Annotated in this window: 25 protein-coding genes; 15 read left to right on the top strand and 10 right to left on the bottom strand. The window is 69.4% G+C overall.

The genetic code is table 11. The annotated features are described in order from the left end of the window. Positions 1 to 133: 133 nt before the first annotated feature. Positions 134 to 451, top strand: coding sequence for a hypothetical protein (locus tag A3CU_RS0100945; RefSeq protein WP_027940668.1), 318 nt, complete (start codon positions 134 to 136; stop codon positions 449 to 451). Between the two features lie 9 nt (positions 452 to 460). Here the strand turns inward: A3CU_RS0100945 and hepT are convergent, their stop codons facing one another. The 6 genes from hepT to mptB all read right to left on the bottom strand — a co-directional run bounded on the left by hepT (position 461) and on the right by mptB (position 5,847). Then, on the bottom strand, positions 461 to 778 hold the full coding sequence (hepT, locus tag A3CU_RS49585; protein WP_156960186.1) for a type VII toxin-antitoxin system HepT family RNase toxin: 318 nt from the start codon (positions 776 to 778) through the stop codon (positions 461 to 463). 130 nt (positions 779 to 908) lie between these two features. Then, complete coding sequence (locus A3CU_RS0100935; protein ID WP_156960185.1) at positions 909 to 1,337, bottom strand: hypothetical protein; 429 nt, start codon at positions 1,335 to 1,337, stop codon at positions 909 to 911. Positions 1,338 to 1,397: 60 nt separating this feature from the next. Then, positions 1,398 to 2,390 (bottom strand): COX15/CtaA family protein, encoded by a 993-nt coding sequence (locus A3CU_RS0100930; RefSeq protein WP_027940665.1) that lies wholly within the window; start codon positions 2,388 to 2,390, stop codon positions 1,398 to 1,400. A gap of 78 nt (positions 2,391 to 2,468) precedes the next feature. Beyond that, entirely contained in the window at positions 2,469 to 3,194 is a 726-nt protein-coding gene (locus A3CU_RS0100925) for an ABC transporter permease (protein WP_052371389.1), read from the bottom strand. 77 nt (positions 3,195 to 3,271) lie between these two features. Beyond that, positions 3,272 to 4,198 carry an ABC transporter ATP-binding protein gene (locus A3CU_RS0100920; protein WP_027940663.1) on the bottom strand — a complete coding sequence of 309 codons (927 nt, stop codon included), beginning with the start codon at positions 4,196 to 4,198 and terminating at the stop codon, positions 3,272 to 3,274. Positions 4,199 to 4,209: 11 nt separating this feature from the next. Beyond that, the gene (gene mptB, locus A3CU_RS0100915) at positions 4,210 to 5,847 is read right to left on the bottom strand and encodes a polyprenol phosphomannose-dependent alpha 1,6 mannosyltransferase MptB (protein ID WP_169739574.1); all 1,638 of its coding nucleotides are present in this window, start codon (positions 5,845 to 5,847) and stop codon (positions 4,210 to 4,212) included. Positions 5,848 to 6,040: 193 nt separating this feature from the next. Here mptB and A3CU_RS0100910 point away from each other — a divergent pair, with 193 nt between their 5' ends. The 7 genes from A3CU_RS0100910 to A3CU_RS0100880 all read left to right on the top strand — a co-directional run bounded on the left by A3CU_RS0100910 (position 6,041) and on the right by A3CU_RS0100880 (position 12,508). Then, on the top strand, positions 6,041 to 6,784 hold the full coding sequence (locus A3CU_RS0100910; RefSeq protein WP_027940661.1) for a helix-turn-helix transcriptional regulator: 744 nt from the start codon (positions 6,041 to 6,043) through the stop codon (positions 6,782 to 6,784). Beyond that, complete coding sequence (gene sufB / locus A3CU_RS0100905) at positions 6,781 to 8,241, top strand: Fe-S cluster assembly protein SufB (RefSeq protein ID WP_027940660.1); 1,461 nt, start codon at positions 6,781 to 6,783, stop codon at positions 8,239 to 8,241. Before A3CU_RS0100910 ends, sufB begins: the two co-directional genes overlap by 4 nt. A gap of 1 nt (position 8,242) precedes the next feature. Continuing rightward, entirely contained in the window at positions 8,243 to 9,409 is a 1,167-nt protein-coding gene (gene sufD / locus A3CU_RS0100900; RefSeq protein ID WP_027940659.1) for a Fe-S cluster assembly protein SufD, read from the top strand. Between the two features lie 97 nt (positions 9,410 to 9,506). Next, positions 9,507 to 10,277, top strand: coding sequence for a Fe-S cluster assembly ATPase SufC (gene sufC, locus A3CU_RS0100895; protein ID WP_027940658.1), 771 nt, complete (start codon positions 9,507 to 9,509; stop codon positions 10,275 to 10,277). 58 nt (positions 10,278 to 10,335) lie between these two features. After that, on the top strand, positions 10,336 to 11,634 hold the full coding sequence (locus tag A3CU_RS0100890) for a cysteine desulfurase (protein ID WP_043840460.1): 1,299 nt from the start codon (positions 10,336 to 10,338) through the stop codon (positions 11,632 to 11,634). Next, positions 11,631 to 12,086, top strand: a complete 456-nt coding sequence (gene sufU, locus A3CU_RS0100885) for a Fe-S cluster assembly sulfur transfer protein SufU (RefSeq protein ID WP_027940656.1) — start codon at positions 11,631 to 11,633, stop codon at positions 12,084 to 12,086. The genes A3CU_RS0100890 and sufU overlap by 4 nt, the downstream gene beginning before the upstream one ends. Before the next feature lie 35 nt (positions 12,087 to 12,121). Then, positions 12,122 to 12,508, top strand: a complete 387-nt coding sequence (locus A3CU_RS0100880) for a metal-sulfur cluster assembly factor (RefSeq protein WP_027940655.1) — start codon at positions 12,122 to 12,124, stop codon at positions 12,506 to 12,508. 143 nt (positions 12,509 to 12,651) lie between these two features. Here the strand turns inward: A3CU_RS0100880 and A3CU_RS52110 are convergent, their stop codons facing one another. The 3 genes from A3CU_RS52110 to A3CU_RS0100865 all read right to left on the bottom strand — a co-directional run bounded on the left by A3CU_RS52110 (position 12,652) and on the right by A3CU_RS0100865 (position 14,410). After that, positions 12,652 to 12,816 carry a hypothetical protein gene (locus tag A3CU_RS52110; RefSeq protein ID WP_169739569.1) on the bottom strand — a complete coding sequence of 55 codons (165 nt, stop codon included), beginning with the start codon at positions 12,814 to 12,816 and terminating at the stop codon, positions 12,652 to 12,654. 40 nt (positions 12,817 to 12,856) lie between these two features. Further along, positions 12,857 to 13,474: a LysE family translocator gene (locus tag A3CU_RS0100870; RefSeq protein WP_027940654.1), complete on the bottom strand. Its 618-nt coding sequence runs from the start codon at positions 13,472 to 13,474 to the stop codon at positions 12,857 to 12,859. Between the two features lie 99 nt (positions 13,475 to 13,573). Further along, on the bottom strand, positions 13,574 to 14,410 hold the full coding sequence (locus tag A3CU_RS0100865) for an LLM class F420-dependent oxidoreductase (RefSeq protein WP_027940653.1): 837 nt from the start codon (positions 14,408 to 14,410) through the stop codon (positions 13,574 to 13,576). A gap of 155 nt (positions 14,411 to 14,565) precedes the next feature. Here A3CU_RS0100865 and A3CU_RS42970 point away from each other — a divergent pair, with 155 nt between their 5' ends. The 5 genes from A3CU_RS42970 to A3CU_RS0100840 all read left to right on the top strand — a co-directional run bounded on the left by A3CU_RS42970 (position 14,566) and on the right by A3CU_RS0100840 (position 20,351). Next, positions 14,566 to 15,585, top strand: coding sequence for an SDR family NAD(P)-dependent oxidoreductase (locus A3CU_RS42970; RefSeq protein WP_084143050.1), 1,020 nt, complete (start codon positions 14,566 to 14,568; stop codon positions 15,583 to 15,585). A gap of 127 nt (positions 15,586 to 15,712) precedes the next feature. Then, the gene (locus tag A3CU_RS0100855; protein ID WP_027940652.1) at positions 15,713 to 17,269 is read left to right on the top strand and encodes a deoxyguanosinetriphosphate triphosphohydrolase family protein; all 1,557 of its coding nucleotides are present in this window, start codon (positions 15,713 to 15,715) and stop codon (positions 17,267 to 17,269) included. A gap of 99 nt (positions 17,270 to 17,368) precedes the next feature. Beyond that, the gene (locus tag A3CU_RS0100850; protein ID WP_027940651.1) at positions 17,369 to 18,028 is read left to right on the top strand and encodes an acVLRF1 family peptidyl-tRNA hydrolase; all 660 of its coding nucleotides are present in this window, start codon (positions 17,369 to 17,371) and stop codon (positions 18,026 to 18,028) included. A 164-nt stretch (positions 18,029 to 18,192) separates the two neighbouring features. Next, entirely contained in the window at positions 18,193 to 19,821 is a 1,629-nt protein-coding gene (locus A3CU_RS0100845) for an ABC-F family ATP-binding cassette domain-containing protein (protein ID WP_027940650.1), read from the top strand. Between the two features lie 320 nt (positions 19,822 to 20,141). Then, positions 20,142 to 20,351, top strand: a complete 210-nt coding sequence (locus A3CU_RS0100840) for a helix-turn-helix domain-containing protein (protein WP_005437638.1) — start codon at positions 20,142 to 20,144, stop codon at positions 20,349 to 20,351. Here A3CU_RS0100840 and A3CU_RS0100835 read toward each other — a convergent pair. Then, a complete protein-coding gene (locus A3CU_RS0100835; RefSeq protein ID WP_027940649.1) occupies positions 20,329 to 21,585 on the bottom strand; it encodes a glycosyltransferase 87 family protein in 1,257 nt (418 codons plus the stop codon). The genes A3CU_RS0100840 and A3CU_RS0100835 overlap by 23 nt on opposite strands. A 147-nt stretch (positions 21,586 to 21,732) precedes the next feature. Between A3CU_RS0100835 and A3CU_RS0100830 the strand changes: the two genes are divergently transcribed. Continuing rightward, positions 21,733 to 23,598, top strand: a complete 1,866-nt coding sequence (locus tag A3CU_RS0100830; RefSeq protein ID WP_027940648.1) for an ABC transporter ATP-binding protein — start codon at positions 21,733 to 21,735, stop codon at positions 23,596 to 23,598. A gap of 37 nt (positions 23,599 to 23,635) precedes the next feature. After that, a complete protein-coding gene (locus tag A3CU_RS0100825; RefSeq protein ID WP_027940647.1) occupies positions 23,636 to 24,328 on the top strand; it encodes a serine aminopeptidase domain-containing protein in 693 nt (230 codons plus the stop codon). Positions 24,329 to 24,645 lie beyond the last annotated feature (317 nt).

Here is a 24,645-nt window from a genome sequence, read left to right as displayed (position 1 = left end):
TGAAGATAGTCGTGCACCGATCGTCGCGGTCGTCGCAGGCTCCGGTGGTGCGGATGCTGTTCGCGCTTGGTCCGTGCGGACGCGGTGGAACTGGCCGGGCGGAGCTTCGATCCGGCCCCGTAGACTCCCGGTCGTGGCAGAACCCAACGAACAGCCCACTGACCAGCCGACCTCGCGGCAGCTCACCGCGGCGCGGAAGTTCGTCGGCGCACACGGCGAATCGTCGAAAGCCATCGTGGAGAACCTGGGCCGTGCCGGGGCGCGCGTGGTCCTCGTCGGCGCGGACGGCGCGATGGGCGATGTCGTGGTGGCCGGCCCCGCGGCCGGTTCGGCGCTCGTCGACGCCGTCGCCGGTCTCGAACCCGCGCAGTGGGATGCCGAAACCGTCGGCGCCACCGTCATCGGCGCCGAGCACCGCCGCCGCATGGCGGGCCCACGAGCCCGTAACTGAGCATCCGCGTCAGCGCGCGCTCGCTTTTGCCTGGTCCAGGACGAAGCGAGCCAGCTGCCGCTGGTACTCGGAGTAGGTCTCGAGTGCCAGGGGAACGGCCGCTGCCACGATCGAATAGTCGACCTTGATGTATTCATGGACGATGGTGTTGCGCAGCCCAACGGAGGGTTTGATCCGTTCGACGAGCTCTTTCGTCAAGGCACCGGCTTCGTGAGCGAGTTCGAAACTGTTGCGGTAGTCGCTGGGTGCCCGGTTGAGCAGAGCTCCGCTTAGGTGCGTGTTGGTCTCCACGGCAAGGTCCACCATGCGGCACAACAGCCGCTCCACCGTGCAGCGATCACTCCGTCCTCTTCCAGCCGCGACGCATCGAGCGGGTCGATCCGTGCCAAGGTTGCCCGCGCCCGGCCGATGGCGTCGAGTTTGTTGCGGACGACCTCGGCGTCCATTCGGCGTTCGGTCATCGTTCCGCCATGAGCTCGAGATCCAGCAGACGGAGACGGCGCGTCTCCATCGCCATGGTGATCGCCGCCATCTGCGCCGTTGCGAAAATTCCCCGTGCGGCTTCGTAAAGCACACGGGACTGTGGCGAGAGAGCGTGCGCACGAGCGACAACGCCTGCGCGATTGAGGTTCATGAGGTCCAGGCCGTCGAACCGAGTGGCGTCGAGAAGGTCGTTCGTCAGGTCGAGAAGGTCCGGTTCGACGTCATGCCGGGTACGAAACGCCAGATCGAGATCGCGTGGTGGGCGCAATGGTTCGGGATCGACCACGCTGCCGTGGGCGACGAGCAGTTCGACGCCGTGCCGGGCGCAGAGCGCCCCGAGATCTCCGCTCGCCGCCATCGCGAGCAGGGAGTCGAGGGCGTCGTAAGGGGTTCGGGTCGTCACGATCAAGCATACGGCGGACGTCGTGATCAGGCGGGCTGGACTGGCTTGGCCGCGAGACGGTCAAGCCGGAGTGACCTCACGAGAGCCGCTCGCAGCCGGTTCGGGAAGCCGGCCCGACTCGGGCTCGGCGGCGAGGCCGCGGTCCCGGGCGGCGCACCACAGTGCCGCGGTGGCGATGAGTACCACCGCCGAGCCGAGGACGTGGAACGACACCAGCGCCTCCGGCACGCCCAGTGCGTACTGCGCGGAACCGAGCATCCCCTGCGCCACCGCGACCGCCCAGACGACGCCGTAGGTGCGCCACAGCCGCGTCGGCGCGCCGGCACGGAACAGCATTAGCCCGAAGACCGCCAGTATCAGCAGATAGGCCACCAGCAGCGAGCCGTGCGCCTGGGCGAGGACGTCGATGGGTGCGTTGAGGCGGTGGGTACTCGGATCGCCGCCGTGCGGGCCGGCGCCGGTCACCACGGTGCCGGCGGCGAGAACCGCCCACATCGCCACGACCAGCGCGATCAGCGTCTTGTGCGCGGGTGGCGAAACCAGCAGGCGCGGCTTTTCCTCGCCCTCGCCGAACGCTTGGAGCAGCAGCACCGCGAGCCAGATGAGCGGGGTGGTGGCGAGGAAGTGGATCGCCACCGTCCACCATTCCAGCTTCGCCAGCACCGTGATGCCGCCGATCACGGCCTGAAGCACCACGCCACCGGGCAGGGTCCACGCCAGGGCGACGAGCCGCCGGCGGTGCGGCTGGGCGAGCTTGATCCGCCAAGCCGCCAGCATGGCCAGGATCGCGACCACGAACACCCCGCCGGTGAACAGCCGGTTGCCGAACTCGATCCACTGGTTCAGGGCGTGATACTCCGGGTGGTCGACCGGCACCAGGCTGCCCGGCACGCACTGGGGCCAGGTGGGGCAGCCGAGGCCGGAGCCGGTCACGCGCACCACCGAGCCGGTCACCGCGATCCCGGCCTGCGTGACCACCGCGGCCACGCCGATTACCCGTTGCAGGGGCCGGGAGGGGTACGGCAGCCGAGCGATCAGCGACTTCAAGAGCACCCCTTGATAGTAGAGCCGTGCGTCAGCGCGTCCGTTGAGGGTGGTGATGAGCGACGGGCTGGCCAGTAGAGCCGCGCGTCAGGTCAGGCGGGTGGTGCGGGTGGCGACGGCGCCCGCGACCGCGCCCCAGACGGCGAGGACGGCGATCGGCTTCGCGGTGAGTACCCCGTTCACCAGCGCCTCGCGCAGGCCCTCGGCGAGGGCGCCCGAGGGCAGCAGTTCGACGATCGCGGCGGCGCCGGAGGGCAGCGCCGACGGCGCGAGCAGGATGCCGCCGGCCAGCAACAGCACGAACCAGACGATGTTGGCCAGCGCCAGCACGATCTCGGCGCGCAGCCAACCGCCGAGGAGCACGCCCAGCGCGCCGAAGCTGAGCGTGCCCAGGACCAGCAGCAGCACCGCTTCGGCCAGCCCGGCGCCGGTGGGGGACCAGCCGAGCAGCGCCGCGACGATCCCGAGCACGATGACCTGGATCAGCACCACGACCAGCGCGGCCACCATTCGCCCCGCGACCAGCAGCCAGCGGGGCAGCGCGGTCGCCGAAAGTCGTTTGAGCACGCCGTAGCGGCGGTCGAAACCGAGTGCGATCGCCTGCCCGGTGAAGGCCGACGACATCACCGCGAGCGCGAAGATGCGCGGCGTCACCCAGTCCACTTTGGGCAGTGTGCCGATTTCGCCGGTGGGCAGGACGTCCAGCAGGGTCAACCCGATGAGCAGCGCCAGCGGGATGAGCAGGGTCAGCAGGATCTGCTCGCCGTTGCGCAGCGTCAGGCTGGTTTCGATCCGGGCGTGGGTGAGCAGCATCCGCCCGCGGCGGCCGGCGCCGGGCGCGGGGGTGAAGGTGCCGGGGGGAAACGCGGTCGTACCCGGCGACGGCGTGTTCACGAGCGCAGCTCCCGTCCGGTCAGTTCGAGGAAGACCTCTTCGAGGTCGCGCTTGCCGATGTGCAGTTCCTCGGCAAGGACGCCCTGTTGCGCACACCACGCGGTGACCGTGGACACCACCTGCGGGTTGACCTGGCCGGTCACCCGGTAGCTGCCGGGGGAGGACTCGTGCACGTGGTAGCCCTCGGGCAGTGCGGCGGTCAGCAGGTCGGTGTTGAGCCCCGCGCGTGCCTTGAAGCGAAGCTGTGCGGACTCGCCGTCTTCCGCGGTCAGCGCGCTGGGCGTCCCCTCGGCGATCACCTGGCCGTTGTCGACGATCACGACGTCGTCGGCCAGCGCCTCGGCCTCCTCCATGAGGTGCGTGGTGAGGAGGACGCTCACCCCGTCGGTGCGCAGTGCGCTCAGCATCTCCCACACCAGCCGCCGCGCCTGGGGGTCCATGCCCGCGGTCGGCTCGTCGAGGAATACCAGCTCCGGGCGGCCGACCAGCGCGCAGGCCAGCGAAAGTCGTTGCTGCTGGCCGCCGGAGAGCCGCTTGAACGGGGTCCGCCGCGCGGCGGTCAGGCCCAGCACGTCCAGCAGCCAGTCCGGGTCCAGTGGCTGGGCGGCGCACGCGGCGACCAGGCGGAGCATCTCCCCGGCGTGCACGCCCGGGTACGCTCCGCCGCCCTGCGGCATGACGCCCACGCGGGGGCGCAGCGCAGCGTTGTCCCGGACGGGGTCGAGGCCCAGTACGCGCACCGTTCCGGCGTCCGCGCGAAGGAAGCCCTCGCAGACTTCGACGGTGGTGGTCTTGCCGGCGCCGTTCGGCCCGAGGAGGGCGAGCAGCCGCCCGCGGTCCATCTTCAGGCTCAGGCCGTCGACCGCGGTCTTGGCGCCGTAGCGCTTCACCAGTCCGATGATCTCGACGGCAGGCGTGCTCACGACCCCCAAGACTACGACGCCCTGCTGAGCAACACCGGCGCGGTCCGGCGTACCACGACCAGGCCGATCGCGATCAGGACAATTCCGGCGATGTATGCCTGGAGCGGAACGAAGGAGCGGCCGTCGAAGGTGCTGCCCGATGGCGACGCCAGGAACGCGAGCACGGCACTGACGACGGTGGCGGCGACCCGGAACCGGGAGGTGCCGGCCGCGGCGGCCAGGGGGATCACCGCCCACAGCAGCCACCACGGCTGCATCGCCACATGCAGCATCATGAAGGCGCCCAGCGAAACGCCGAGCCCGATGATGGGCCGGTAACGCCAGCGGAAGCTGTCCCACAGGAACTTCGCCGTGATCAGCCCGGCCACCACGGTGCCGGCCAACTGGAGGATCGACACCAGCGCGTCGGTGTGGTTGCCGAGGCCGAGCGTGATGCCGAGCACCCCGCCGAGGTTGGCGAACTCGGCGGTGGGGGAGATCCAGCTGCGCACCAGACCCGGCGTGCCGAGCGCGCCGACCCAGCCGAAGCCGAGCCCGGTCCCGTAGCACAGGACCACCATGACGACCGCGAACACGACCGTCATCAGCGCGGTGGCGCGCAGCAGGTCGACGATGCGGCCGTGCCAGCGGCGGGCGATCATCACGCCGAAGAACCCGAGCGCGATGATCGCGTTGATCTTCACCGCGGCGCCGAGCGTGATCACCGTGGCGCCCAGGACGAGGAACAGGAGCTCGCCGCGCGCCAGCGGAGGCACCGTGTCCCCGGCGACCCGCACCGGCAGGCGCCGGATGCCCAGTTCCAGCCCGGCCACCATCAGGCCGATGCCGAGCGCCTCGTTGTGGGCGCCGGCGACCAGGTGGAACAGCACCAGCGGGTTGGCCGCGCCCAGCCACAGCGCGGTCGCGGGCTCCACGCCGAACCGCCGGGCGAGCCGGGGCAGGGCCCAGATGATCAGCACCACGCCGGCCAGCGCGAGCGCCCGCTGCAGCAGCACGCCGGCCACGACGTTGTCACCGACGAACCCGGAGATCCAGCTGCCCAGCTTGAGGAACAGCGGCCCGTAGGGTGCCGGCGTTTCCCGCCACATGTTCGACACCCCGCTGGTCAGCGGGTCGGCGACACCCAGCGCCTGCGCCGGGCCCAGCGAGTAGGGGTCCATCCCGCGGTGCACGATCTCGCTCTGCGCCAGGTAGCTGTAGACGTCCCGGGAGAACAGCGGCGGGATGACCATCAGCGGCGTCAGCCACATGATCAGCGTCCGGGTCACCTGGGCGCGGGTGGCCAGGCGCGTGCGGCGGGGCCGGGTGAAGCGACCCAGCATCAGCCAGCCGATGACGAGCATGCCCATGCCCGTGAAGACCATCGCCAGCGACACCGTGGGGATGCGGGCGAACAGCCGAAGCACGGGGATTTCCTGCACCGGGTTGAGCACCGGGGCGGCGCCCGCGCCGAGCGAGCCCAGCGCGAGGAACAGCGCGCCGACCGTGCCGAACCGGCGGACGACGTCGAGCGCGCGCAGTTCCGTGTCGTTCAGGGGGTCGACCTGCGGCGGGCGTACCGGGGACGGGATGGTGCCTGACGCCGTGGGACTCGCGGCGGGCTCAGTGGTGGCCGGCTGCGGCTCCTCTTCCGTGGACGGCACGCTCATCCGGCCGATGATCCCGCTCCCATCACGTAACGACGCGCCCAGACGGCGCACTGGCGAGGTGAGAGCGATCGCACGCAGGTTCGCCAGGAACGCAGTCACCCCGGCAGCCTATCGAGAGCCGCGGTCCGTGACTCCGGTCACTCGAAGATCTCTCAGCTTTGCCCTCGGACCTGAAATACGACACACTTGTGTTGTGAAAAACAGCGAGACTCCTCAGCAAGCGGGGATCGCTGTGCCCGTGCAGGTCACCGCCGAGGGGCGGACCAGGCACGAGGTGGCCAGGTTGCTGCTGGAGGAGGGCCCGATGACCGCAGCGGTCGTCGCCGACCGCCTTGGCATCAGCCCGACAGCGGTGCGTCGCCACCTCGACGCCCTGGTCGCCGACGGCGAGGCCGATACCCGGGACGCGCCCCGGCGCGGACCGCGCGGGCGCGGGCGCCCGGCGAAGCTGTTCCTGCTCACCGAGCAGGGCCGGGCCCGGTTCGGCCACGCCTACGACGACCTGGCCGTGTCGGCGATCCGTTTCCTCGCCGAGCACGCGGGCGAGGACGCCGTGCGGGCCTTCGCCCAGGCGCGGGTGGCCAAGCTCGTCGAACCGCACAAGGCGCAGGTGACCGCCCCGGTGGGGGCGGCGCAGCGCGCCGAGGCACTGGCCGACGCGCTGACCAAGGAAGGTTACGCTGCGTCGACCCGCCGGGTGGGCACCGGTGAGCAGCTGTGCCAGCACCACTGCCCGGTCGCCCACGTCGCGGCGGAGTTCCCGCAGCTGTGCGAGGCGGAGACCGAGGCATTCGCCCACCTGCTGGGCATCCACGTGCAGCGGCTGGCGACCATCGCGCGCGGTGACGCCGCCTGCACCACTCACGTCCCCGCGGAGAGCCCGCAGGGTCAGCTCGCTGAAAAACCGAGCAAGACTCCGGATGGAGGGAACGAATGACTGCCGCTGCCGAGCAGCGCACTCCCACCACGGCGCCATCTCCGACGCCACTGAGCCAGGAAGAGACCATCGAGTCCCTTGGCAACTACGCGTTCGGCTGGGCCGACTCGGACGCCGCGGGCGCCAGCGCCCGGCGCGGGCTCGACGAGGACGTCGTGACCGACATCTCCGCCAAGAAGTCGGAGCCGGAGTGGATGCGCGAGGCGCGCCTGAAGGCGCTGAAGCTGTTCCAGCGCAAGCCGATGCCGAACTGGGGTGCCGACCTGTCCGGCATCGACTTCGACAACATCAAGTACTTCGTCCGCTCGACGGAGAAGCAGGCGGCGAGCTGGGACGAGCTGCCCGAGGACATCCGGAACACCTACGACAAGCTGGGCATCCCGGAGGCGGAGAAGCAGCGCCTGATCGCCGGGGTGGCCGCACAGTACGAGTCCGAGGTCGTGTACCACAAGATCCGCGAGGACCTGGAGTCCCAGGGCGTGATCTTCCTGGACACCGACACCGGTCTGCGCGAGCATCCGGAGCTGTTCCGGGAGTACTTCGGTTCGGTGATTCCCGCCGGTGACAACAAGTTCTCCGCGTTGAACACCGCGGTGTGGTCCGGTGGCTCCTTCATCTACGTGCCGAAGGGCGTGCACGTGGACATCCCGCTGCAGGCGTACTTCCGGATCAACACCGAGAACATGGGCCAGTTCGAGCGGACCCTGATCATCGTCGACGAGGACGCCTACGTCCACTACGTCGAGGGCTGCACGGCGCCGATCTACAAGTCGGACTCGCTGCACTCGGCGGTGGTGGAGATCATCGTGAAGAAGGGCGCCCGCTGCCGCTACACGACGATCCAGAACTGGTCGAACAACGTCTACAACCTGGTGACCAAGCGCGCCAAGGCCGAAGAGGGCGCGACCATGGAATGGATCGACGGCAACATCGGCTCCAAGGTCACCATGAAGTACCCGTCGGTCTTCCTGATGGGCGAGCACGCCAAGGGCGAGGTGCTCTCGGTGGCGTTCGCGGGCGAGGGCCAGCACCAGGACGCCGGCGCGAAGATGGAGCACTTGGCGCCGCACACGTCCTCGACGATCGTGTCGAAGTCGGTCGCGCGAGGCGGCGGGCGTACCTCCTACCGCGGCCTGGTCCGGGTGGCCAAGCGGGCGCACCACTCGCGCTCGACGGTGAAGTGTGACGCGCTGCTGGTGGACAACATCTCGCGGTCGGACACCTACCCGTATGTGGACATCCGCAACGACGACGTGTCGATGGGGCACGAGGCGACGGTGTCCAAGGTAAGCGAGGACCAGCTGTTCTACCTGATGTCGCGCGGCCTCACCGAGGACGAGGCGATGGCCATGGTGGTGCGCGGGTTCGTCGAGCCGATCGCCCGCGAGCTGCCGATGGAGTACGCGCTCGAGCTGAACCGCCTGATCGAACTGCAGATGGAAGGAGCCGTCGGCTGACATGACGGTGGCCGAAAAGAATGTCGCTGCCGCGGCGGAAGCCGTTGTGCCGCAGTCGTCCCGTGGCGAGCGGTTCACCGCCTACGACGTCGAAGCCTTCGAGGTGCCGGGCGGCCGCGAGGAGAACTGGCGGTTCACCCCGCTGAAGCGCCTGCACGGGCTGCACGACGGTTCCGCGGTGTCCACCGGCGAGGCCAAGGTCGAGGCCGACGCCGCCGCCGAGGTGCGGGTCGAAACGGTCGGCCGGGAGGACGAGCGCCTCGGCCAGGCCGGTGTCCCGGGCGACCGGGTCGCCGCGCAGGCGTATTCGGCGTTCACCTCGGCGACCGTGGTGACGGTGCCGAAGGAGACCAAGACGTCGAAGCCGACCGTGCTGCGCGTGACCGGGCCGGGTGAGGGAGAGGTCGCCTACGGGCACCTCCAGGTGCGTGCGGAGCCGTACGCCGAGGCCGCGGTCGTGCTCGACCATGCCGGCTCGGGCACCTACGCCGACAACGTGGAGTTCGTCCTCGGCGAGGGCGCCAAGCTGACCGTGGTGAGCGTGCAGGACTGGGCGGATGACGCCGTCCACGTGAGCGAGCAACACCTCAAGCTCGGCAAGGACGCGACGCTGAAGCACATCGTGGTCACCCTCGGTGGCGACCTGGTTCGCATCTCGCCGACGGCGACCTTCGCCGACAAGGGCGGCGATGTGGAGATGCTCGGCCTGTACTTCGCCGACGCCGGGCAGCATCAGGAACACCGCCTGTTCGTCGACCACGGAGTGTCCCACTGCAAGTCCAGGGTGATGTACAAGGGCGCGCTGCAGGGCGACGGTGCTCACGCGGTGTGGATCGGCGACGTGCTGATCCGCGCCGAGGCCGAGGCCACCGACACCTACGAGCTCAACCGCAACCTCGTGCTGACCGAGGGCGCGCGCGCCGACTCGGTGCCGAACCTGGAGATCGAGACCGGTGAGATCGTCGGCGCCGGGCATGCGAGCGCGACGGGAAGATTCGACGACGAGCAGTTGTTCTACCTGCAGTCGCGCGGAATCGAGGAGGAGTCGGCGCGGCGGCTGGTGGTCCGCGGGTTCTTCCACGAGATCCTGATGAAGATCGACATCCCGGAGGTGCGGGAGCGCCTGCGAGCGGCGATCGAACGGGAACTGGAAGCCGTCGGCGGCTGAGCCGCCCGGCGCGGGCCGGGCCGTCCATTGTGTACGGGCGGTGGCCGGGCCGCGACGAACCTCCACGAGCTCCACGAGAAGGACGAAGAAACGAGACATGGCCACACTGGAAATCAAGGACCTGCACGCCGGCGTCACCACCGACGAGGGAACCAAGGAGATCCTCAAGGGTGTCAACCTGACGATCTCCTCGGGCGAGACGCACGCGATCATGGGCCCGAACGGCTCGGGCAAGTCGACGCTGTCCTACGCCATCGCCGGGCACCCCAAGTATGAGGTGACTTCCGGCGAGGTGTTGCTGGACGGCGAGAACGTGCTCGACATGACTGTCGACGAGCGGGCGCGCGCCGGCCTGTTCCTGGCGATGCAGTACCCGGTCGAGGTGCCCGGGGTGTCGATGTCGAACTTCCTGCGCACCGCGGCGACCGCCGTGCGCGGTGAGGCGCCGAAGGTGCGGCACTGGGTCAAGGAAGTCAAGGACGAGATGGCCAAGCTGGAGATCTCGCCGGAGTTCGCCGAGCGTAGCGTGAACGAGGGCTTCTCCGGCGGTGAGAAGAAGCGCCACGAGATCCTCCAGCTGGCCCTGCTCAAGCCGCGGATCGCGATCCTGGACGAGACCGACTCCGGCCTGGACGTGGACGCGCTGCGCGTGGTGTCGGAGGGCGTGAACGACTACAAGGCGAGCAACGACGTCGGCGTCATGCTGATCACGCACTACACCCGGATCCTGCGCCACATCAGCCCGGATTTCGTGCACGTCTTCGCCGACGGCCGGATCGTCGAGTCCGGTGGCCGGGAGCTGGCCGAGGAGCTGGAAGAGCACGGTTACGTCAAGTACGCGGGCAGGGCCGAGGCCGCCTCGGCCTGAGGGCTCTGGCCGGCGGGCGGAAGACGAGCAGAAGACGATCAGGAAAGGAGCTGGCGCGGTGACCACGACTACTACTGCGGCCAACACGCCCTTGGACGTCGCCGCGTTGCGCGCCGACTTCCCCATCCTGTCGCGCACCGTGCGGGACGGGAAGCCCTTGGTGTACCTGGATTCCGGCGCCACTTCGCAGCGGCCGAGGCAGGTGCTGGACGCCGAGCGTGCCTTCCTGGAGACCGCGAACGCGGCCGTGCACCGCGGCGCGCACCAGCTCGCCGAGGAGGCCACGGACGCCTACGAGCACGCTCGTGAGCGGGTCGCGGAGTTCGTCGGCGCGGACGCGGGTGAGCTGGTGTTCACCAAGAACGCCACCGAGGGCATCAACCTGGTCGCCTACGCGATGAGCAACTCGGCCACGGCCGATGTCGGCACCGGTGCTGCGTCTTTTGCTGTCGGTCCTGGCGACGAGATCGTCATCACGGCGATGGAGCACCACGCGAACCTGGTGCCCTGGCAGCAGCTGTGCCAGCGCACCGGGGCGACGTTGCGGTGGTTCGGCCTGACCGACGACTTCCGCCTCGATCTGTCCAATATGGACGATATGATCACCCCGCGGACGAAGCTGGTCGCGTTCGTGCACCAGTCCAATGTGCTCGGCACGATCAACCCGGTCGAACAGATCGTGGCCAGGGCGCGTGAGGTCGGCGCGCTGACTCTCCTGGACGCCTGCCAGTCGGTGCCGCACTTCCCGGTGAACTTCCACGAGCTCGGGGTGGACTTCGCGGCGTTCTCCGGGCACAAGATGCTGGCCCCGTCGGGCATCGGCGTGCTCTACGGTCGCCGCGAACTGCTGGAGGCCATGCCGCCGTTCCTGACCGGTGGATCGATGATCGAACTGGTCACGCTGGAACGGACGACGTTCGCGGCGCCGCCGCAGCGGTTCGAGGCCGGCGTGCCGATGACGTCGCAGGCGGTGGGTCTCGGCGCCGCGGTGGACTACCTGACCGCCGTCGGGATGGACCGGATCGCCGCGCACGAGCACCGGCTCGCGGAGGCCGCGCTGGCCGGGCTGTCCGAAATCCCGGGTGTCCGCATCATCGGCCCGGCCGATGCGGCCGGCCGTGGCGCCACGATCTCGTTCGTGATCGACGAGATCCATCCGCACGACGCGGGGCAGGTGCTGGACAGCCTGGGCATCGCCGTCCGGGTCGGGCACCACTGCGCGTGGCCGCTGCACCGCGCGTGCCAGGTCCCGGCCACCGTGCGAGCCAGCTTCTACCTCTACAACGAACTGTCCGAAGTGGATGCTCTGGTGCGTGGGGTCCGTGAGGCACAGCGGTTCTTCGGGGTGGCCCGATGAACCTGGATTCGATGTACCAGGACATCATCCTGGACCACTACAAGAACCCGCACGGCCGCGGCCTTCGTGACCCGTTCGACGCCGAGTCGTTCCAGATCAACCCGACGTGTGGCGATGAGATCACGTTGCGGCTCAAGCTGGACGGCGAGAAGGTGGCCGACGTTTCCTACGACGGGCAGGGCTGTTCCATCAGCCAGGCCTCTGCCTCGGTGCTCACCGACCTGGTCATCGGGCACACCGTGGACGAGGCGCTGTCGACGATGGATGCCTTCGTGGAGCTGATGCAGGGTCGCGGCCAGGTGGAGCCGGACGAGGACGTGCTGGAGGACGGGATCGCCTTCGCCGGTGTCGCGAAGTACCCGGCGCGGGTCAAGTGCGCGCTGCTCGGCTGGATGGCGTTCAAGGACGCGCTGGTGCGCACGGTGGACAGCGCGACCGACACTGTCAACTGACGCAGCAGCTCAAACTCGCGGAACGGGGAACAGACATGGGTGAGGAAGCACGTGAGGGCCGGACCGCCGCGGACCTGCCCGAGCAGGCGGCGCCGTCGGCCGAGCTGGCCAAGGTCGAGGACGTCGAGGAGGCCATGCGGGACGTGGTCGACCCCGAACTGGGCATCAACGTGGTCGACCTCGGCCTGGTCTACGACATCCGGGTGGAGGACGACAACACGGCGACCCTGGACATGACCCTGACGTCCGCGGCCTGCCCGCTGACCGACGTCATCGAGGACCAGACGGCCTCGGTGCTGGTGGGGGCCGCGGGGCTGGTGAAGGACTTCCGGATCAACTGGGTGTGGATGCCGCCGTGGGGCCCGGAGAAGATCACCGAGGATGGCCGGGAACAGCTGCGCGCCCTCGGCTTCACGGTCTGATCGTCCCCGCCTCGGCACGGCGCTGAAGCGATCAGCTCGACGCCGCACCCGGGCCGTATAACGACCTATACGGCCCGGTCTTAAATGTGCTTCCGGACTTCCTTGCGAGCAAGTCGCGAGGACGCTGGTGTCTGCCAGGTACGTCAGCGGCATGCGTGCTGCCGATCATCGAGCTCGATCGACTCCAGCGTGTTCAAGGCGGCCTCGATCTCGTCATGGTCAGGACTACTTGCTGCCAGTCGCAAGGCGGCGTTGACGGTGTCCTTGATGGTTGCCGTACCCAGCTTGGATCGAGCCGTCTCGGCCACGGCCACAACGGTGCGAAATGATTCGGGCGAACGCACCAGTTCATGGACGCTGCGCGAAAACGAGGTAGCCCCCGAAGCCGAGAAAGCCGATACCTGCAACCTGATCTAGCCGGCGGCGCGACACACGCAGGCGGTTTTCCTCGTGCCGCAAGGCTCGTCCTACCGCGATGTACACCATGGCGGCCAGCCATTCGATGCCGATGTAGGCGGCGGCGAGCGAGATGAGGGAGGAGGGTGGGGCACTGGCGGAGAGAAACTGCGGCAGGAAGGACACGAACAGCAGCAGAGCCTTGGGGTTGGTCAGGGCAGTGACGAGTTCCTGACGTGCGGCAACAACAAGGCGCACATCTGCTTCGCCGGTCACGTAACGGCCACCCTTCCCGGCATTCCACAGGGCAGTACCGCCCAGCCAGATCAGATAGCCGACGCCGAGCCACCTCAAGACCTCGAACGCGACAGCCGATTGGGTCAGAACCGTTCCGAGACCGACGACGACCATGGAGACAAGCAAGGCGAAGGCAGTGAACCGTCCAACGATTCCTATCAGCGCGTGCCGGACGCCGACCAGCGCGGCGTTGCGCAGGCCGAGCAGTTGATTGGCGCCCGGAATCATCGCCATCAGGAAGGACGCCGGGAGAAAGCGCTGCCAGTCGATCATGTCGGCAGTCTTGCACCGGTTCGTCGACTCATGCCACGTCCCGTGCGCCAGCGTCCGCGAGTTGTCTCCTTCCGCGTCGGATCGCTCGGCGCCGAGTTTCTAGGCGAGCCCGTCGATCAGCGTGGCTAGTTCGTCGAGGGTGCGCATGAGGTTGTCGGTGGTGTCGTCGCGGACCGGGAACAAGCAGCGGTCCACGCCGGCGTCGGCGAGTTGGGCGACCAACTCGCGGTCGTAGGGCGTGCCGAACAGGGTGACCGGAATCCGGGCGCGCCCGGCCTCCGCGGCGCGTTGTCGCAGTGCCGATACCCGGGTTCGCAGCTCGGCTACGCTGGCCAGCGGCCCGGCTTGGGGCAGCCAGCCATCCCCGAATTCGAGCACCCGATCTTCGGTGCCTGGCCCGTTGCCGCCGACCAAGACCGGCGGGCCGGGCCGTTGTACCGGCTTCGGCCACGACCACAACGGTGCGAAATCGACGTACTCACCGTGGTACTCGGCTTCGTCGTCGGCCCAGATGGTCCGCATTGCCCGCACGTGGTCAATCATCCGCGCTGTCCTGGTGCGCGGATTCACGCCGTGGTTGGCCATCTCCGCGTGGTTCCACCCGGACCCGACACCGAACTCGAACCGGCCGCCCGAGATTCGGTCGACGCTGGCTACCGCCTTCGCGACGGTGAACGGATCCCGTTGTGGCACAAGGCAGACCGCAGTGCCCAACCGAATCGTGCTGGTCGTCGCGGCCGCTGCGGCCAGCGCAACGAACGGGTCGTACGTGTCGCCGTAGCCTTCCACCGGCCGGCCGTCGGAACGTCGGCTCGCCACCGGAATATGCGTATGTTCTGGGTAGAACAGCGATTCAAAACCACGTTGCTCAACCGCACGCCCGACATCGGCCGCGTTGGTTGCCGAACCGTTGAAGACCGCGACGCCGAAATCCATACCGCCATGATCGCAACCCGGAAGTTCGCCGTTACGAAGTGAATGGTCGGGCCGCGCCAGGCTCCGTGCACCGTCGCCTCCTGAGACCGATCTCAGAGTAGATAGTCTAACTTTCCGTTACGGATAGCGTAACTATCGATATGAACGGGAGCGTCATGACAGGCCACGAGGGTGACCAGAACCGGAACCGCGCCAGGGCCGGCGACGGCACCACGGATCCGGCGGGTGCTGAAGTGCGGAGAAGTGAGCCGCGTCGCTACAGTCGGCGCAGACTGCTGGCCACCAGCGCCGCGTCGGCCGGCGTCGCCGTTCTCACCGGAGGCGTCGCGGGCGTCGCATTGACCCAGGGCACCGCGCCGACCCCGACGATCGCGCCGTCCGGCCGGATGCGGTTCCGGGACAAGGTCGTGCTCGTCACGGGTGCGACCTCCGGCATCGGACGGGCGGCCGCGATCCAGTTCGCCGCGGAGGGCGGCAAGGTCGGGTTCTGCGGCCGACGCCAGGAACTCGGCAGGCAGGTCGAGCAACATATCCGGCAATCCGGCGGGGAGGCGACCTACATCCCGGCGGATGTGCGTGCCGAATCCGACGTGCAACGGTTCGTCGACACCGTCGCCGACCGGTACGGCGGGCTGGACGTCTGCTTCAACAACGCCGGCATCACGATCCAGAAGCCGGTCGCCGACTACACCGCACAGGAGTGGGAGGACGTCAACAACACCAACCTCCGGGGCAATTTCTTCGCGTTGAAGTACGAGATCCCGCACCTGATCGCGCGGGGCGGTGGCGTCATCGTCGTGACGGCGTCCACCAACGCCGTGATCACCGGACCGGGCAAAGGCGCCTACGCGGCCTCCAAACACGGCATCATCGGGCTGGTGCAGTCCGCCGCTCATGACTACGGCAAGGACCACAACATCCGGGTGAACGCCCTGCTGCCCGGGACCACCGACACCGAACTGGTCCGCCGGGTCGCCGGGGTGGAGAACCTCCCCGCGTCCGTCTGGCAGCCCATGAAGGCGGTCTTCGCCAAACAGCACATCCCCGACGTGCCCCGGATGGCCCAGCCCGAGGAGATCGCCGCTGCGGCACTCATCCTCGCTTCCGATGACCTGCCGTTCATGACCGCCGCCCAGTTGACCGTCGACGGTGGTATGACCGCCTTCGCAAGCTGACCCGCCCGGGCGGGCCGGCCGGTCGGTGGGCACGCCTGGGCTGCCGCCCACCGGCCCTAACCCGTGGGGACATCGCGTACGCGCGAGGCGTTAATCCGATCCGGCCGACAGGATCTACGGTGGAGGCATGGACAGCGATCTCCGGGCCGCCCGCCGGGACGATGCGGCCGAAGCCGCGTGGCCGGACCTGGTGAACAAGCCGTTCCGGGCGGACCGGGACCGGATCGTCGGTTCCCCGTTCTTCGCCCGCCTCGGCGGCGTCACGCAGGTGGTCAGCGCGGCGGGCTCGGGCCTGCTGCACAACCGGCTCACGCACAGCCTCAAGGTCGCGCAGGTCGCCAGGGCGATCGCCGAGCGCCTGCTGGCCTCGTCCGACTCGGCCGAACTCGTCGGCAAACTCGGCGGTCTCCACCCCGACGTCGCCGAGGCGGCCGCGCTCGCGCACGACCTGGGGCATCCACCGTTCGGGCATCTTGGCGAGCAGGTGCTGGACCGGGTGGCGCGGCACCGGTTCGGCCTGGCCGACGGGTTCGAGGGCAACGCGCAGACCTTCCGGATCCTCACCACCACCGACGTGCGCGGCCCGGCGCGGGTCGGCCTCGATCTCACGGCCGCGGTCCGCGCGGCGATCCTGAAGTACCCGTGGGCGCGCCTGCACCGGCCCGATCCGCACCCGTCGGCCATGCGGGTCCCGCCGCGCGGGGCGGCCGAGCCCGAGGACGCGCCGGGCACCGGTTCGAGCAAGTTTTCCGCGTACGCGACGGAACTCGACGACGTTGAGCAGGCGCGGGCACCGTTCATCGGGCGTATCGAGCCGTGGCAGCAGACCGTCGAGGCATCGGTCATGGACACCGCTGACGACATCGCCTATGCGATCCACGATCTCCAGGACTTCCACCGCATCGGGGTTCTCCAGCACGCTCCGGTCGCCGCCGAACTCGGCGAGTGGCTGGCGCGTGCGCTCGACTTCGCCGGGCAGGACGACGCGGTGCTCACGGCGCAGGGGCGCCGCCCGGGATACTCGCTGGAGTTGCTGCGGCGTCGGATGCACGCGAAGGACTCGTGGATCGCCGACGATGACGCCTTCGCCGACGCGGTGGCGCGGGTGCGTGCCGAACTGGTCGACGGGTTGCTGGCCGCGGCCTTCGACGGGTCGATCGAGGCCGAGCAGGCGATGGCGGCGTTTTCCGCGCGGTGGACGTCCCGCCTGGTCGGCGGGGTGGTGGTGCTGTCGTCGCCGACGACCCGGTCCGGTCACGTGGCGCTGCGGCCGGCCCAGTGGCACGAGGTGCAGGTGCTCAAGTTCGTGCACCGGCAGTTCGTTTTGTTGCGGCCGGACCTGGCGCTGCACCAGCGGGGGCAGGCGAGCCTGGTGACCACCCTGGTGGACGCGCTCGACGCCTGGCTAAGTGACCGTGACGAGGTCTCACGCCTGCCGCGCAGGCTGCGCGATCTGGTCGAGTTGGCGCACGCCGAGTTCGACGAGATCGCCACGCGCGATCCGGAACTGCTCATCGGCGCTACCGGGGAACCGGTGGCCGGTGCGGATGCGGTGCGGGGGCTGGCGCGCGGCCGGGCCGTCATCGACTTCGTGGCTTCCTTGACGGACAAGCAGGCGGTGACGTTGCTCGACGCGCTGTCGGGACGGTCCTCGCAGCCCTGGTCGGATTCCTTCGTCCTGTAAGCCTGCGGGGCAGGGCATGAGTAGCCCTGTGTCAAGCCGCGGCTCCCAAACCCTGGCGAACACCATCGCGGTCGCGCGCAAACTCGCGGAGGAGAAGGCATGAGCCGGGTCCGGCAGGCCGCCGAGGGAGGACGGGTGGTCGAGGTGTCGCCGGAGCGCCTGGCCGGCTGGTTCGACGGGTTCGCCGAGCGCAACGACGGCATCGGAGACACCACGGCGACCGACACCGAGATCGTGGTGACGGCTCGCAACGGCACGACCGCCACCGCGGGTGTGCCCTTTCCGCCGCTGGGCGGAACGGGCCCGCCGACCGTGCGGCTGGTCGTGCACGCCCGCCGCTCGCGCCGGATCGGGCTGCTGCTGGTGCGCCTGGGCGCGCACAGCGTGGGGGTCGCGGAGAACGGCAAGGTCGTGCTGTCGCGGACGGACCGCCATCTCGTGCACGGCCGGTCGTCCGCGGGCGGCTGGTCCCAGCAGCGGTTCGCCCGCCGGCGGGAGGGCCAGGCTCGCCAGGCGTTGCGGGAGGCGGCCGACGACGCGCTGGAGGTGCTGGGCCCGCGCCTGGCCGAACTGGACGCGGTGGTGCTCGGCGGTGACCGCCGCGCCCTGGACGAGCTTCGCGCCGATCGCCGCCTGGAACCGGTCTTCGCCCTGGCCGGGCCGAGGATCCTGGAGCTGCGGGAGCCGCGCCGGTCGGTGCTGGACGAGGCCGCGCAGCGGGCCCGGGCGGTGGAGATCCACCTGCGCGACCGCACCTGAGGAGGGGGAGCGTTGGTGAGCCGGGTCACCGCCGGAAAATCCGCTGGACAGTGATCCGTAGACTGGCTTACGTGGATGTTCAGCTGGAGTAGTGCCGGTGCAGCTCTTTGGGGAGAGCTGTCCCGTTTCGCCGTCCACGTTCACCCCCGTCCACGGGAGTTTCCTTGATCACGGCCACCGGCCTGGAAATGCGCGCCGGCTCGCGCATCCTGCTGTCCGACACCACTGTCCGCATCCAGCCGGGCGACCGTATCGGCCTGGTGGGCCGCAACGGCGCCGGCAAGACCACCACGCTGAAGGTGCTCGCGGGTGAGGGCGAGCCATACGCGGGCGAGATCCGCCGCGCGAGCGAACTCGGCTACCTGCCGCAGGATCCGCGGGAGGGCGACCTGTCCGTCACCGCGAAGGACCGGGTGCTCTCGGCCCGCGGCCTCGACACCCTCCTGCGCGAGATGGAAAAGGCCCAGACCGAGATGTCAGAGATGGCCGACGACACCGCGCGCGACCGGGCGATCCGGCGGTACGGGCGGCTGGAGGAGCGGTTCGCGTCGCTCGGCGGATACGCGGCGGAAAGCGAGGCGGCGCGGATCTGCACGAACCTGGGCCTGCCCGAGCGGGTGCTGGCCCAACCGCTGCTGACCCTCTCCGGCGGCCAGCGGCGGCGGGTGGAACTGGCGCGCATCCTCTTCGCCGCCTCGGACGTGGGCGCCTCCGGGCGCTCGGACACCATCCTCCTGCTCGACGAGCCGACGAACCATCTCGACGCCGACTCCATCAACTGGTTGCGCGGGTTCCTCAAGGCCCACGACGGTGGCCTGGTGGTGATCAGCCACGATGTCGAGCTGCTTGCCGAGGTCGTCAACAAGGTTTGGTTCCTGGATGCCACGCGGGCCGAGCTCGACCTCTACAACATGACCTGGCAGCGTTACCTCGAGGCGCGCGCGACCGACGAGAAGCGCCGCCGCCGCGAGCGGGCCAACGCCGAGAAGAAGGCCGCGGCGTTGCGCCAGCAGGCCGCGAAACTCGGTGCCAAGGCGACCAAGGCCGTCGCGGCGAAGAACATGGCGCGCCGGGCCGAGCAGATGCTGGCGAACCTCGACGAAACCCGCCAGGCGGACAAGGTCGCCAACATCAAGTTCCCGGCCCCGGCCCCGTGCGGACGCACCCCGCTGACCGCCGAGGGACTGTCCAAGATCTACGGTTCGCTGGAGGTCTTCACCGGCGTCGACCTCGCGATCGACCGGGGCTCCAAGGTCGTGGTGCTCGGGCTGAACGGCGCGGGCAAGACCACCCTGCTGCGCCTGCTCGGCGGGATGGAAACGCCGGACACCGGCTCCGTGGTGCCCGGGCACGGGCTGCGGCTCGGCTACTACGCGCAGGAGCACGAGACGCTCGACCACGGCGCAACGGTGTGGGAGAACATCCGGCATCTCGCGCCGGACACCGGCGCGCAGGAACTGCGGAATTTGCTCGGCTCGTTCCTGTTCACCGGCGAGCAGCTGGACCAGCAGGCGGGGACGCTGTCCGGCGGCGAAAAGACCCGGCTCGCGCTGGCCGGGCTGGTGTCGAGCGCGGCGAACGTGCTGCTGCTGGACGAGCCGACCAACAACCTCGACCCGGCCAGCCGAGAGCAGGTGCTGGCGGCGTTGCGCAGTTACACCGGTTCCGTGGTGTTGGTGACGCACGATCCCGGGGCGGTCGAGGCGCTCGAACCGGAACGGGTCATCCTGCTGCCGGACGGCACCGAGGACCATTGGTCGCCGGATTACTTGGAACTCGTCCAGTTGGCGTGAAGTAAACAGTCCGGTATTCCGCTAAACGCGATTGCGGACGGTTATCGAGCATGCTTTCCAGCGCTACCGAACGGCCCGGCCTGACGGCGGTTGGGCCGTTCGGTCGTGACCAGGGCGTCACCGGGCAAAGCGCCAACAAACGGAAACCAAACAAGATCTTTGTTAGTTGAAGTAGGCAACCACCCCGGAACGGCCCAATATCACCTCCGGCAGGCACTATTTTCCCCGCTTGGCTGGCATTCCGGCCCCAGGTGTTCGATCATTGCGAGAGTAGGGCCGGACGGCTCTGAACGACACTGTGTGGAGGAAGGCGGATCGACGTGGCTGACCTGAAGAAGGGTGCGCGCATCACCGGCAACACGCGCGACAAGCTGGCCGCTGACCTGAAGAAGAAATACGAGAAGGGCGCCAGTATTCGTGCGTTGGCCGAGTCAACGGGACGTTCGTACGGTTTCGTGCACCGGGTTCTTTCGGAATCGGGCGTTCAGTTGCGGGGACGGGGCGGCGCTACTCGCGTGAAGAAGAAGTGAGCGGCTCGGCTCTGCCGAAGCACAACATCGCACCCAGCAGCACGAGCGGGTAAACCAGGTAACCGAATCGTGTGGCCGGCGTGAGGAGCGTGAACGATCCCAGGCCGACGGCGATGCGCAGCATGGCGTCCGAACCCGTGATGGGCGGGCGGCGCAGCAGCCAGACCATGATCGCGAGCGCGGCCGCGCCGAGCAGCACGAAGGCGGCGACTCGCCCGGCCGCGCCCGTGCTGGCGATCAGATGACCGGGCAGCGGGCTCGCGGCGGGCGAGGCGACCGCGCCGAGCCCGGCCGGAAACCGGATCACGTGCTCGACGAACGCCGGTGGATCCACCAGTAGCACCGGCACGTTGACCAGTGCCAGCACGGCCAGGGCGGCACCGGCGAACCGGCACGCCGCGAGTTTGCCGAGCCGGGCGAACACCAGCACTGCCAGCACGACGAAGGCCGGCAGCACGATGATTTTCGCGCTGATCACCAGCGCGAGCACGATCCCGGAGGCGATCGGGCGGTCTCGTACCGCCAGCGCGCCGGCCACCACGAGCATGCCGAGTATGGCAAGGTCCGGGCCGGCCACGGCCCAGGTCAGGGCGGTCAGCGGGCAGGCGACGGCGAGCTGTGCCGCGCGGACGGGCACCCGCGGGAAGCCGATCAGCTTGAGGGTGCCCCAGGCACACACGCACGCGGTGAGCGCGAAGACCAGCCGTGCGTCGGTGAGCGCGTCGGTCACCGGCGTGCCGCCGAAGAGCGCGCGTGGCAGGCCGAACAGGGCCATCACCGGGCCGTAGGGCGTGTAGTCGTTGACCTCCGGCGCCCGGCCCAACGCCGTGACGTCCACGTACGGCGTGCCGTGCGTCAACAGCAGGTTCGCCGAGCGCTCGATCACCCACACCTCGGGCTGCGCACTCCAGGAGAACGGGGTGTTCAGCCAGTCCACGCCGGTCAATCGGCGGACCACGAGCACCCCGAGCGGCACCACCATGGCGAACAGGCCGATCGCCGCGAGGCCGGGCCAGCGGGAAACCCGCCCGGACTGCCGCAGCAGCCACAGGGTGTAGGCGGCCGCGAGCCCGTAACCGATGAGGGCGAAGGCACCCCAGATCCGGAAGCCGTAGAACTCCGAGGTACGGGCGGTCGCGATCGCGTAGATCAGGCAGCCGAGGTAGAAGACGAGGTCGCCGGCCAATGGTGAGCGCGTACGCGGACGGGGAGCCGCCTGCACTTCAACGCCCATGACCGGCAAGATTACCTGCGTAGTGAGACCGGCTGGCGCCGGCTGGGAAGAATAGCTTCCAGCGGCGTGTTGTCCAGGGCATACGCGGAGTGGACCTTGAGTAAGGTCGAGGTTTTAGGGTAACGGTGGAGGGACTGGAGGATTGACGTGGACAACACCTGGTCGTTGCTGAGATCGGCGATGCACGGCGCCGACGCGCCCCGGGGGCTTACCCCGGGCACCATCCGGCGGGTGGCGCGGTTCGCCAGACCGTACTGGCTGAACCTGTCGGTCTTCCTGGTGCTGACGGTGATTTCCGCGGTCATCGCGGTGACCACGCCGGTGCTGGCCGGCAAGGTCGTCGACAGCATTGTCGGCCGTCACGGCGCCAACACGGTGATCACCCTGGCCGTGCTGGTCGCCGTGCTCGCCATCGCCGACGCCGGGTTCGGACTGGTGGAACGCTGGCAGTCCGCGCGGATCGGGGAGGGCCTGATCCTCGACCTGCGGCGCGCGGTGTTCGAACACGTGCAGCGGATGCCGATCGCGTTCTTCACCCGCACCCGCACCGGAGCGCTGGTCAGCCGGCTCAACAACGACGTGATCGGGGCGCAGCGGACCTTCACCGCCACCCTGTCCGGGCTGGTCACCAATGTGATCCAGCTCGTGCTCTCGCTCGCGGTGATGATGACGCTGTCCTGGCAGGTGACCGTGCTGGCGCTGGTGCTGCTGCCGGTGTTCGTGCTGCCGGCCCGCCGGATGGGCCGCCGGATGGCCGACCTGCAGCGGGAGTCGGCGCAGCTCAACGCCGGAATGACCACGCAGATGACCGAGCGCTTCTCCGCGCCCGGCGCGACGCTGGTCAAGCTGTTCGGCCGCCCGCGGCTGGAGGCCGAGGAGTTCGGGAGCCGGGCCGGGCGGGTCCGCGACATCGGGGTGCGCACCGCGATGCTCACCCGGTGGTTCATGACCAGCCTGACCCTGGTGTCCGCACTGGCGCAGGCGCTGGTGTACGGCCTTGGCGGGTGGCTGGCGATCCAGGGGCAACTGGCACCGGGCACCGTGGTGGCGCTGGCGCTGCTGCTGACCCGGCTCTACAGCCCGCTGACGGCGCTGGCCAACGTGCGGGTGGACGTGATGACGGCGCTGGTCTCGTTCGAGCGGATCTTCGAGGTGCTCGACCTGAAGCCGATGATCACCGAGAAGCCGGACGCTCGCACCGTTCCCGGCGGGGGCGTGTCGGTCGAATTCGACGACGTGCGGTTCAGCTATCCGGCCGCGAACCAGTACTCGCTCGCCTCGCTCGAAGATGTGTCCACAGTGGATGGACGAGGTGGAGACGAGGTGCTGCACGGCATCAGCTTCCGGGCGGAGCCGGGTCAGATGGTCGCGCTGGTCGGCTCGTCCGGCGCCGGCAAGTCCACCATCGCGTCGCTGTTGCCCCGGCTCTACGACGTCGATTCCGGCGCGGTCCGGCTGTCCGGTGTGGACGTTCGGGACCTGGGGTTCGCGGCGATCCGGGACACGGTGGGCGTGGTGACCCAGGACGGCCACCTGTTCCACGACACGATCCGCGCGAACCTGGAGTACGCGCGGCCCGGCGCCGGTGAGGACGAGATCTGGGACGCGCTGGCGCGGGCACGGCTCGCCGAGTTGGTGCGCGCACTGCCGGACGGCCTCGACACCGTGGTGGGGGAGCGCGGCTACCGGCTCTCCGGCGGCGAGCGGCAGCGGCTGACCATTGCCCGCCTGCTGCTGGCGCAACCCCGCGTCATCGTCCTTGACGAGGCCACCGCGCATCTCGATTCCGAATCCGAGGCTGCCGTGGGCGAAGCCCTGACGCAGGCACTGGCCGGCCGCACGGCGCTGGTCATCGCGCACCGGCTGTCCACCGTCCGCGCCGCGGACGAGATCCTGGTCGTCGAGGCCGGCCGCATCGTCGAACGCGGTACACACGAGGCCCTGCTCGCGGCGGGCGGGCGATACGCCGAGTTCTACCAGACGCAGTTCGCCGACGAGCCCGCCGCGGCGTGATCACGTGACAACACTGATGACTGTGGTGGACAGGCTTATGGCCGATCGCCCGGTCGGCGACGCGCCCAGCATGTCGGTCTTGCGGGCGCGCGGCCCGGTGCGCGCGGTGACGCTGGTTTTGCACGGCGGTGCCGAGGCCGGCCTGCGCCGCACCTACCCGTGGGGGCCCGCCTACCTGCGCATGCTCCCGCTGGCCAGGGCGGTCCGCTGGGCCGCGGCCGGGCACGGGGTCGAGGTGCGGGTGCTGCGTAACCGGGTCCGCGGCTGGAACGAGCCGGACCTGCATCCGGTCGTCGACGCGCGCTGGGCACTCGCGCGCATCCGGGCGGAACACCCCGGCATACCGGTGTTCCTCCTCGGGCATTCCATGGGTGGCCGGGTGGCGCTGAGAGTGGCCGATGACCCGGCCGTCACCGCGGTGTGCGCGCTGGCGCCGTGGACGCCGGACGGTGAGCCGGTGGACGGAGTGGCCGGTCGGGACGTGGTGATCGCGCACGGCACCCTGGACCGCACGACGAAACCGGCCGAGTCCTACACGTTCGCGTGGCGGGCCCGTGCGCAGGCTGCGCGGGTCGCGCGGTTCGAGGTGCTCGCGGAGGGGCACGCGATGCTGTGCCGGCCGCGCGTGTGGGACCGGCTGGTGGGCGAGTTCGCCCTGGACGCCGCCGGCGTCGCACCTGGGCTCGCGTGGTCGGCCGACCCGGACCGTCGGCTACGCCTCCCGCTCTAGCTCCCGGCGTGTCCCCGGTCCAGGACACCGAGTTCCCGGCTCGGGCGCCTGAGTTCCGGGTTCAGGCGGCCGAGTTCCCGGTTAGGGCGCGCGAGTTTCGGGTTTGGGCGGCCGAGTTTCCCGGTTGGGGCGGCCGAGTTTCGGGTTTGGGCGCGCGAGTTCCCGGTTGGGGCGGCCGAGTTTCGGGTTTGGGCGGCCGAGTTCCCGGTTGGGGCGGGCGGACCGGACAGGTCAGGTGGGTTGGCGCGCCGCTGACTTGGAACCTTCATTTGCTCACCGGGAAGATGCGTTCTCCCCGGCCGATCCTCAGATTTCTC

This window comes from Amycolatopsis taiwanensis DSM 45107, from assembly GCF_000519205.1.
Taxonomy (GTDB): Bacteria; Actinomycetota; Actinomycetes; order Mycobacteriales; family Pseudonocardiaceae; genus Amycolatopsis_E; species Amycolatopsis_E taiwanensis.
The sequence above is the reverse complement of the archived record's forward strand: the minus strand, read 5'-3'. Positions and strand labels throughout refer to the sequence as shown.

Bases quoted from the DNA above. Each gene is read 5' to 3' on its own strand.
- A3CU_RS0100925 (WP_052371389.1), bottom strand. From the start codon at position 3,194: ATGCTGCTCACCCACGCCCGGATCGAAACCAGCCTGACGCTGCGCAAC.
- mptB (WP_169739574.1), bottom strand. From the start codon at position 5,847: ATGAGCGTGCCGTCCACGGAAGAGGAGCCGCAGCCGGCCACCACTGAG.
- sufB (WP_027940660.1), top strand. From the start codon at position 6,781: ATGACTGCCGCTGCCGAGCAGCGCACTCCCACCACGGCGCCATCTCCG.
- sufD (WP_027940659.1), top strand. From the start codon at position 8,243: ATGACGGTGGCCGAAAAGAATGTCGCTGCCGCGGCGGAAGCCGTTGTG.
- sufC (WP_027940658.1), top strand. From the start codon at position 9,507: ATGGCCACACTGGAAATCAAGGACCTGCACGCCGGCGTCACCACCGAC.
- sufU (WP_027940656.1), top strand. From the start codon at position 11,631: ATGAACCTGGATTCGATGTACCAGGACATCATCCTGGACCACTACAAG.
- A3CU_RS0100880 (WP_027940655.1), top strand. From the start codon at position 12,122: ATGGGTGAGGAAGCACGTGAGGGCCGGACCGCCGCGGACCTGCCCGAG.
- A3CU_RS0100870 (WP_027940654.1), bottom strand. From the start codon at position 13,474: ATGATCGACTGGCAGCGCTTTCTCCCGGCGTCCTTCCTGATGGCGATG.
- A3CU_RS0100865 (WP_027940653.1), bottom strand. From the start codon at position 14,410: ATGGATTTCGGCGTCGCGGTCTTCAACGGTTCGGCAACCAACGCGGCC.
- A3CU_RS42970 (WP_084143050.1), top strand. From the start codon at position 14,566: ATGACAGGCCACGAGGGTGACCAGAACCGGAACCGCGCCAGGGCCGGC.
- A3CU_RS0100855 (WP_027940652.1), top strand. From the start codon at position 15,713: ATGGACAGCGATCTCCGGGCCGCCCGCCGGGACGATGCGGCCGAAGCC.
- A3CU_RS0100850 (WP_027940651.1), top strand. From the start codon at position 17,369: ATGAGCCGGGTCCGGCAGGCCGCCGAGGGAGGACGGGTGGTCGAGGTG.
- A3CU_RS0100835 (WP_027940649.1), bottom strand. From the start codon at position 21,585: ATGGGCGTTGAAGTGCAGGCGGCTCCCCGTCCGCGTACGCGCTCACCA.
- A3CU_RS0100825 (WP_027940647.1), top strand. From the start codon at position 23,636: ATGGCCGATCGCCCGGTCGGCGACGCGCCCAGCATGTCGGTCTTGCGG.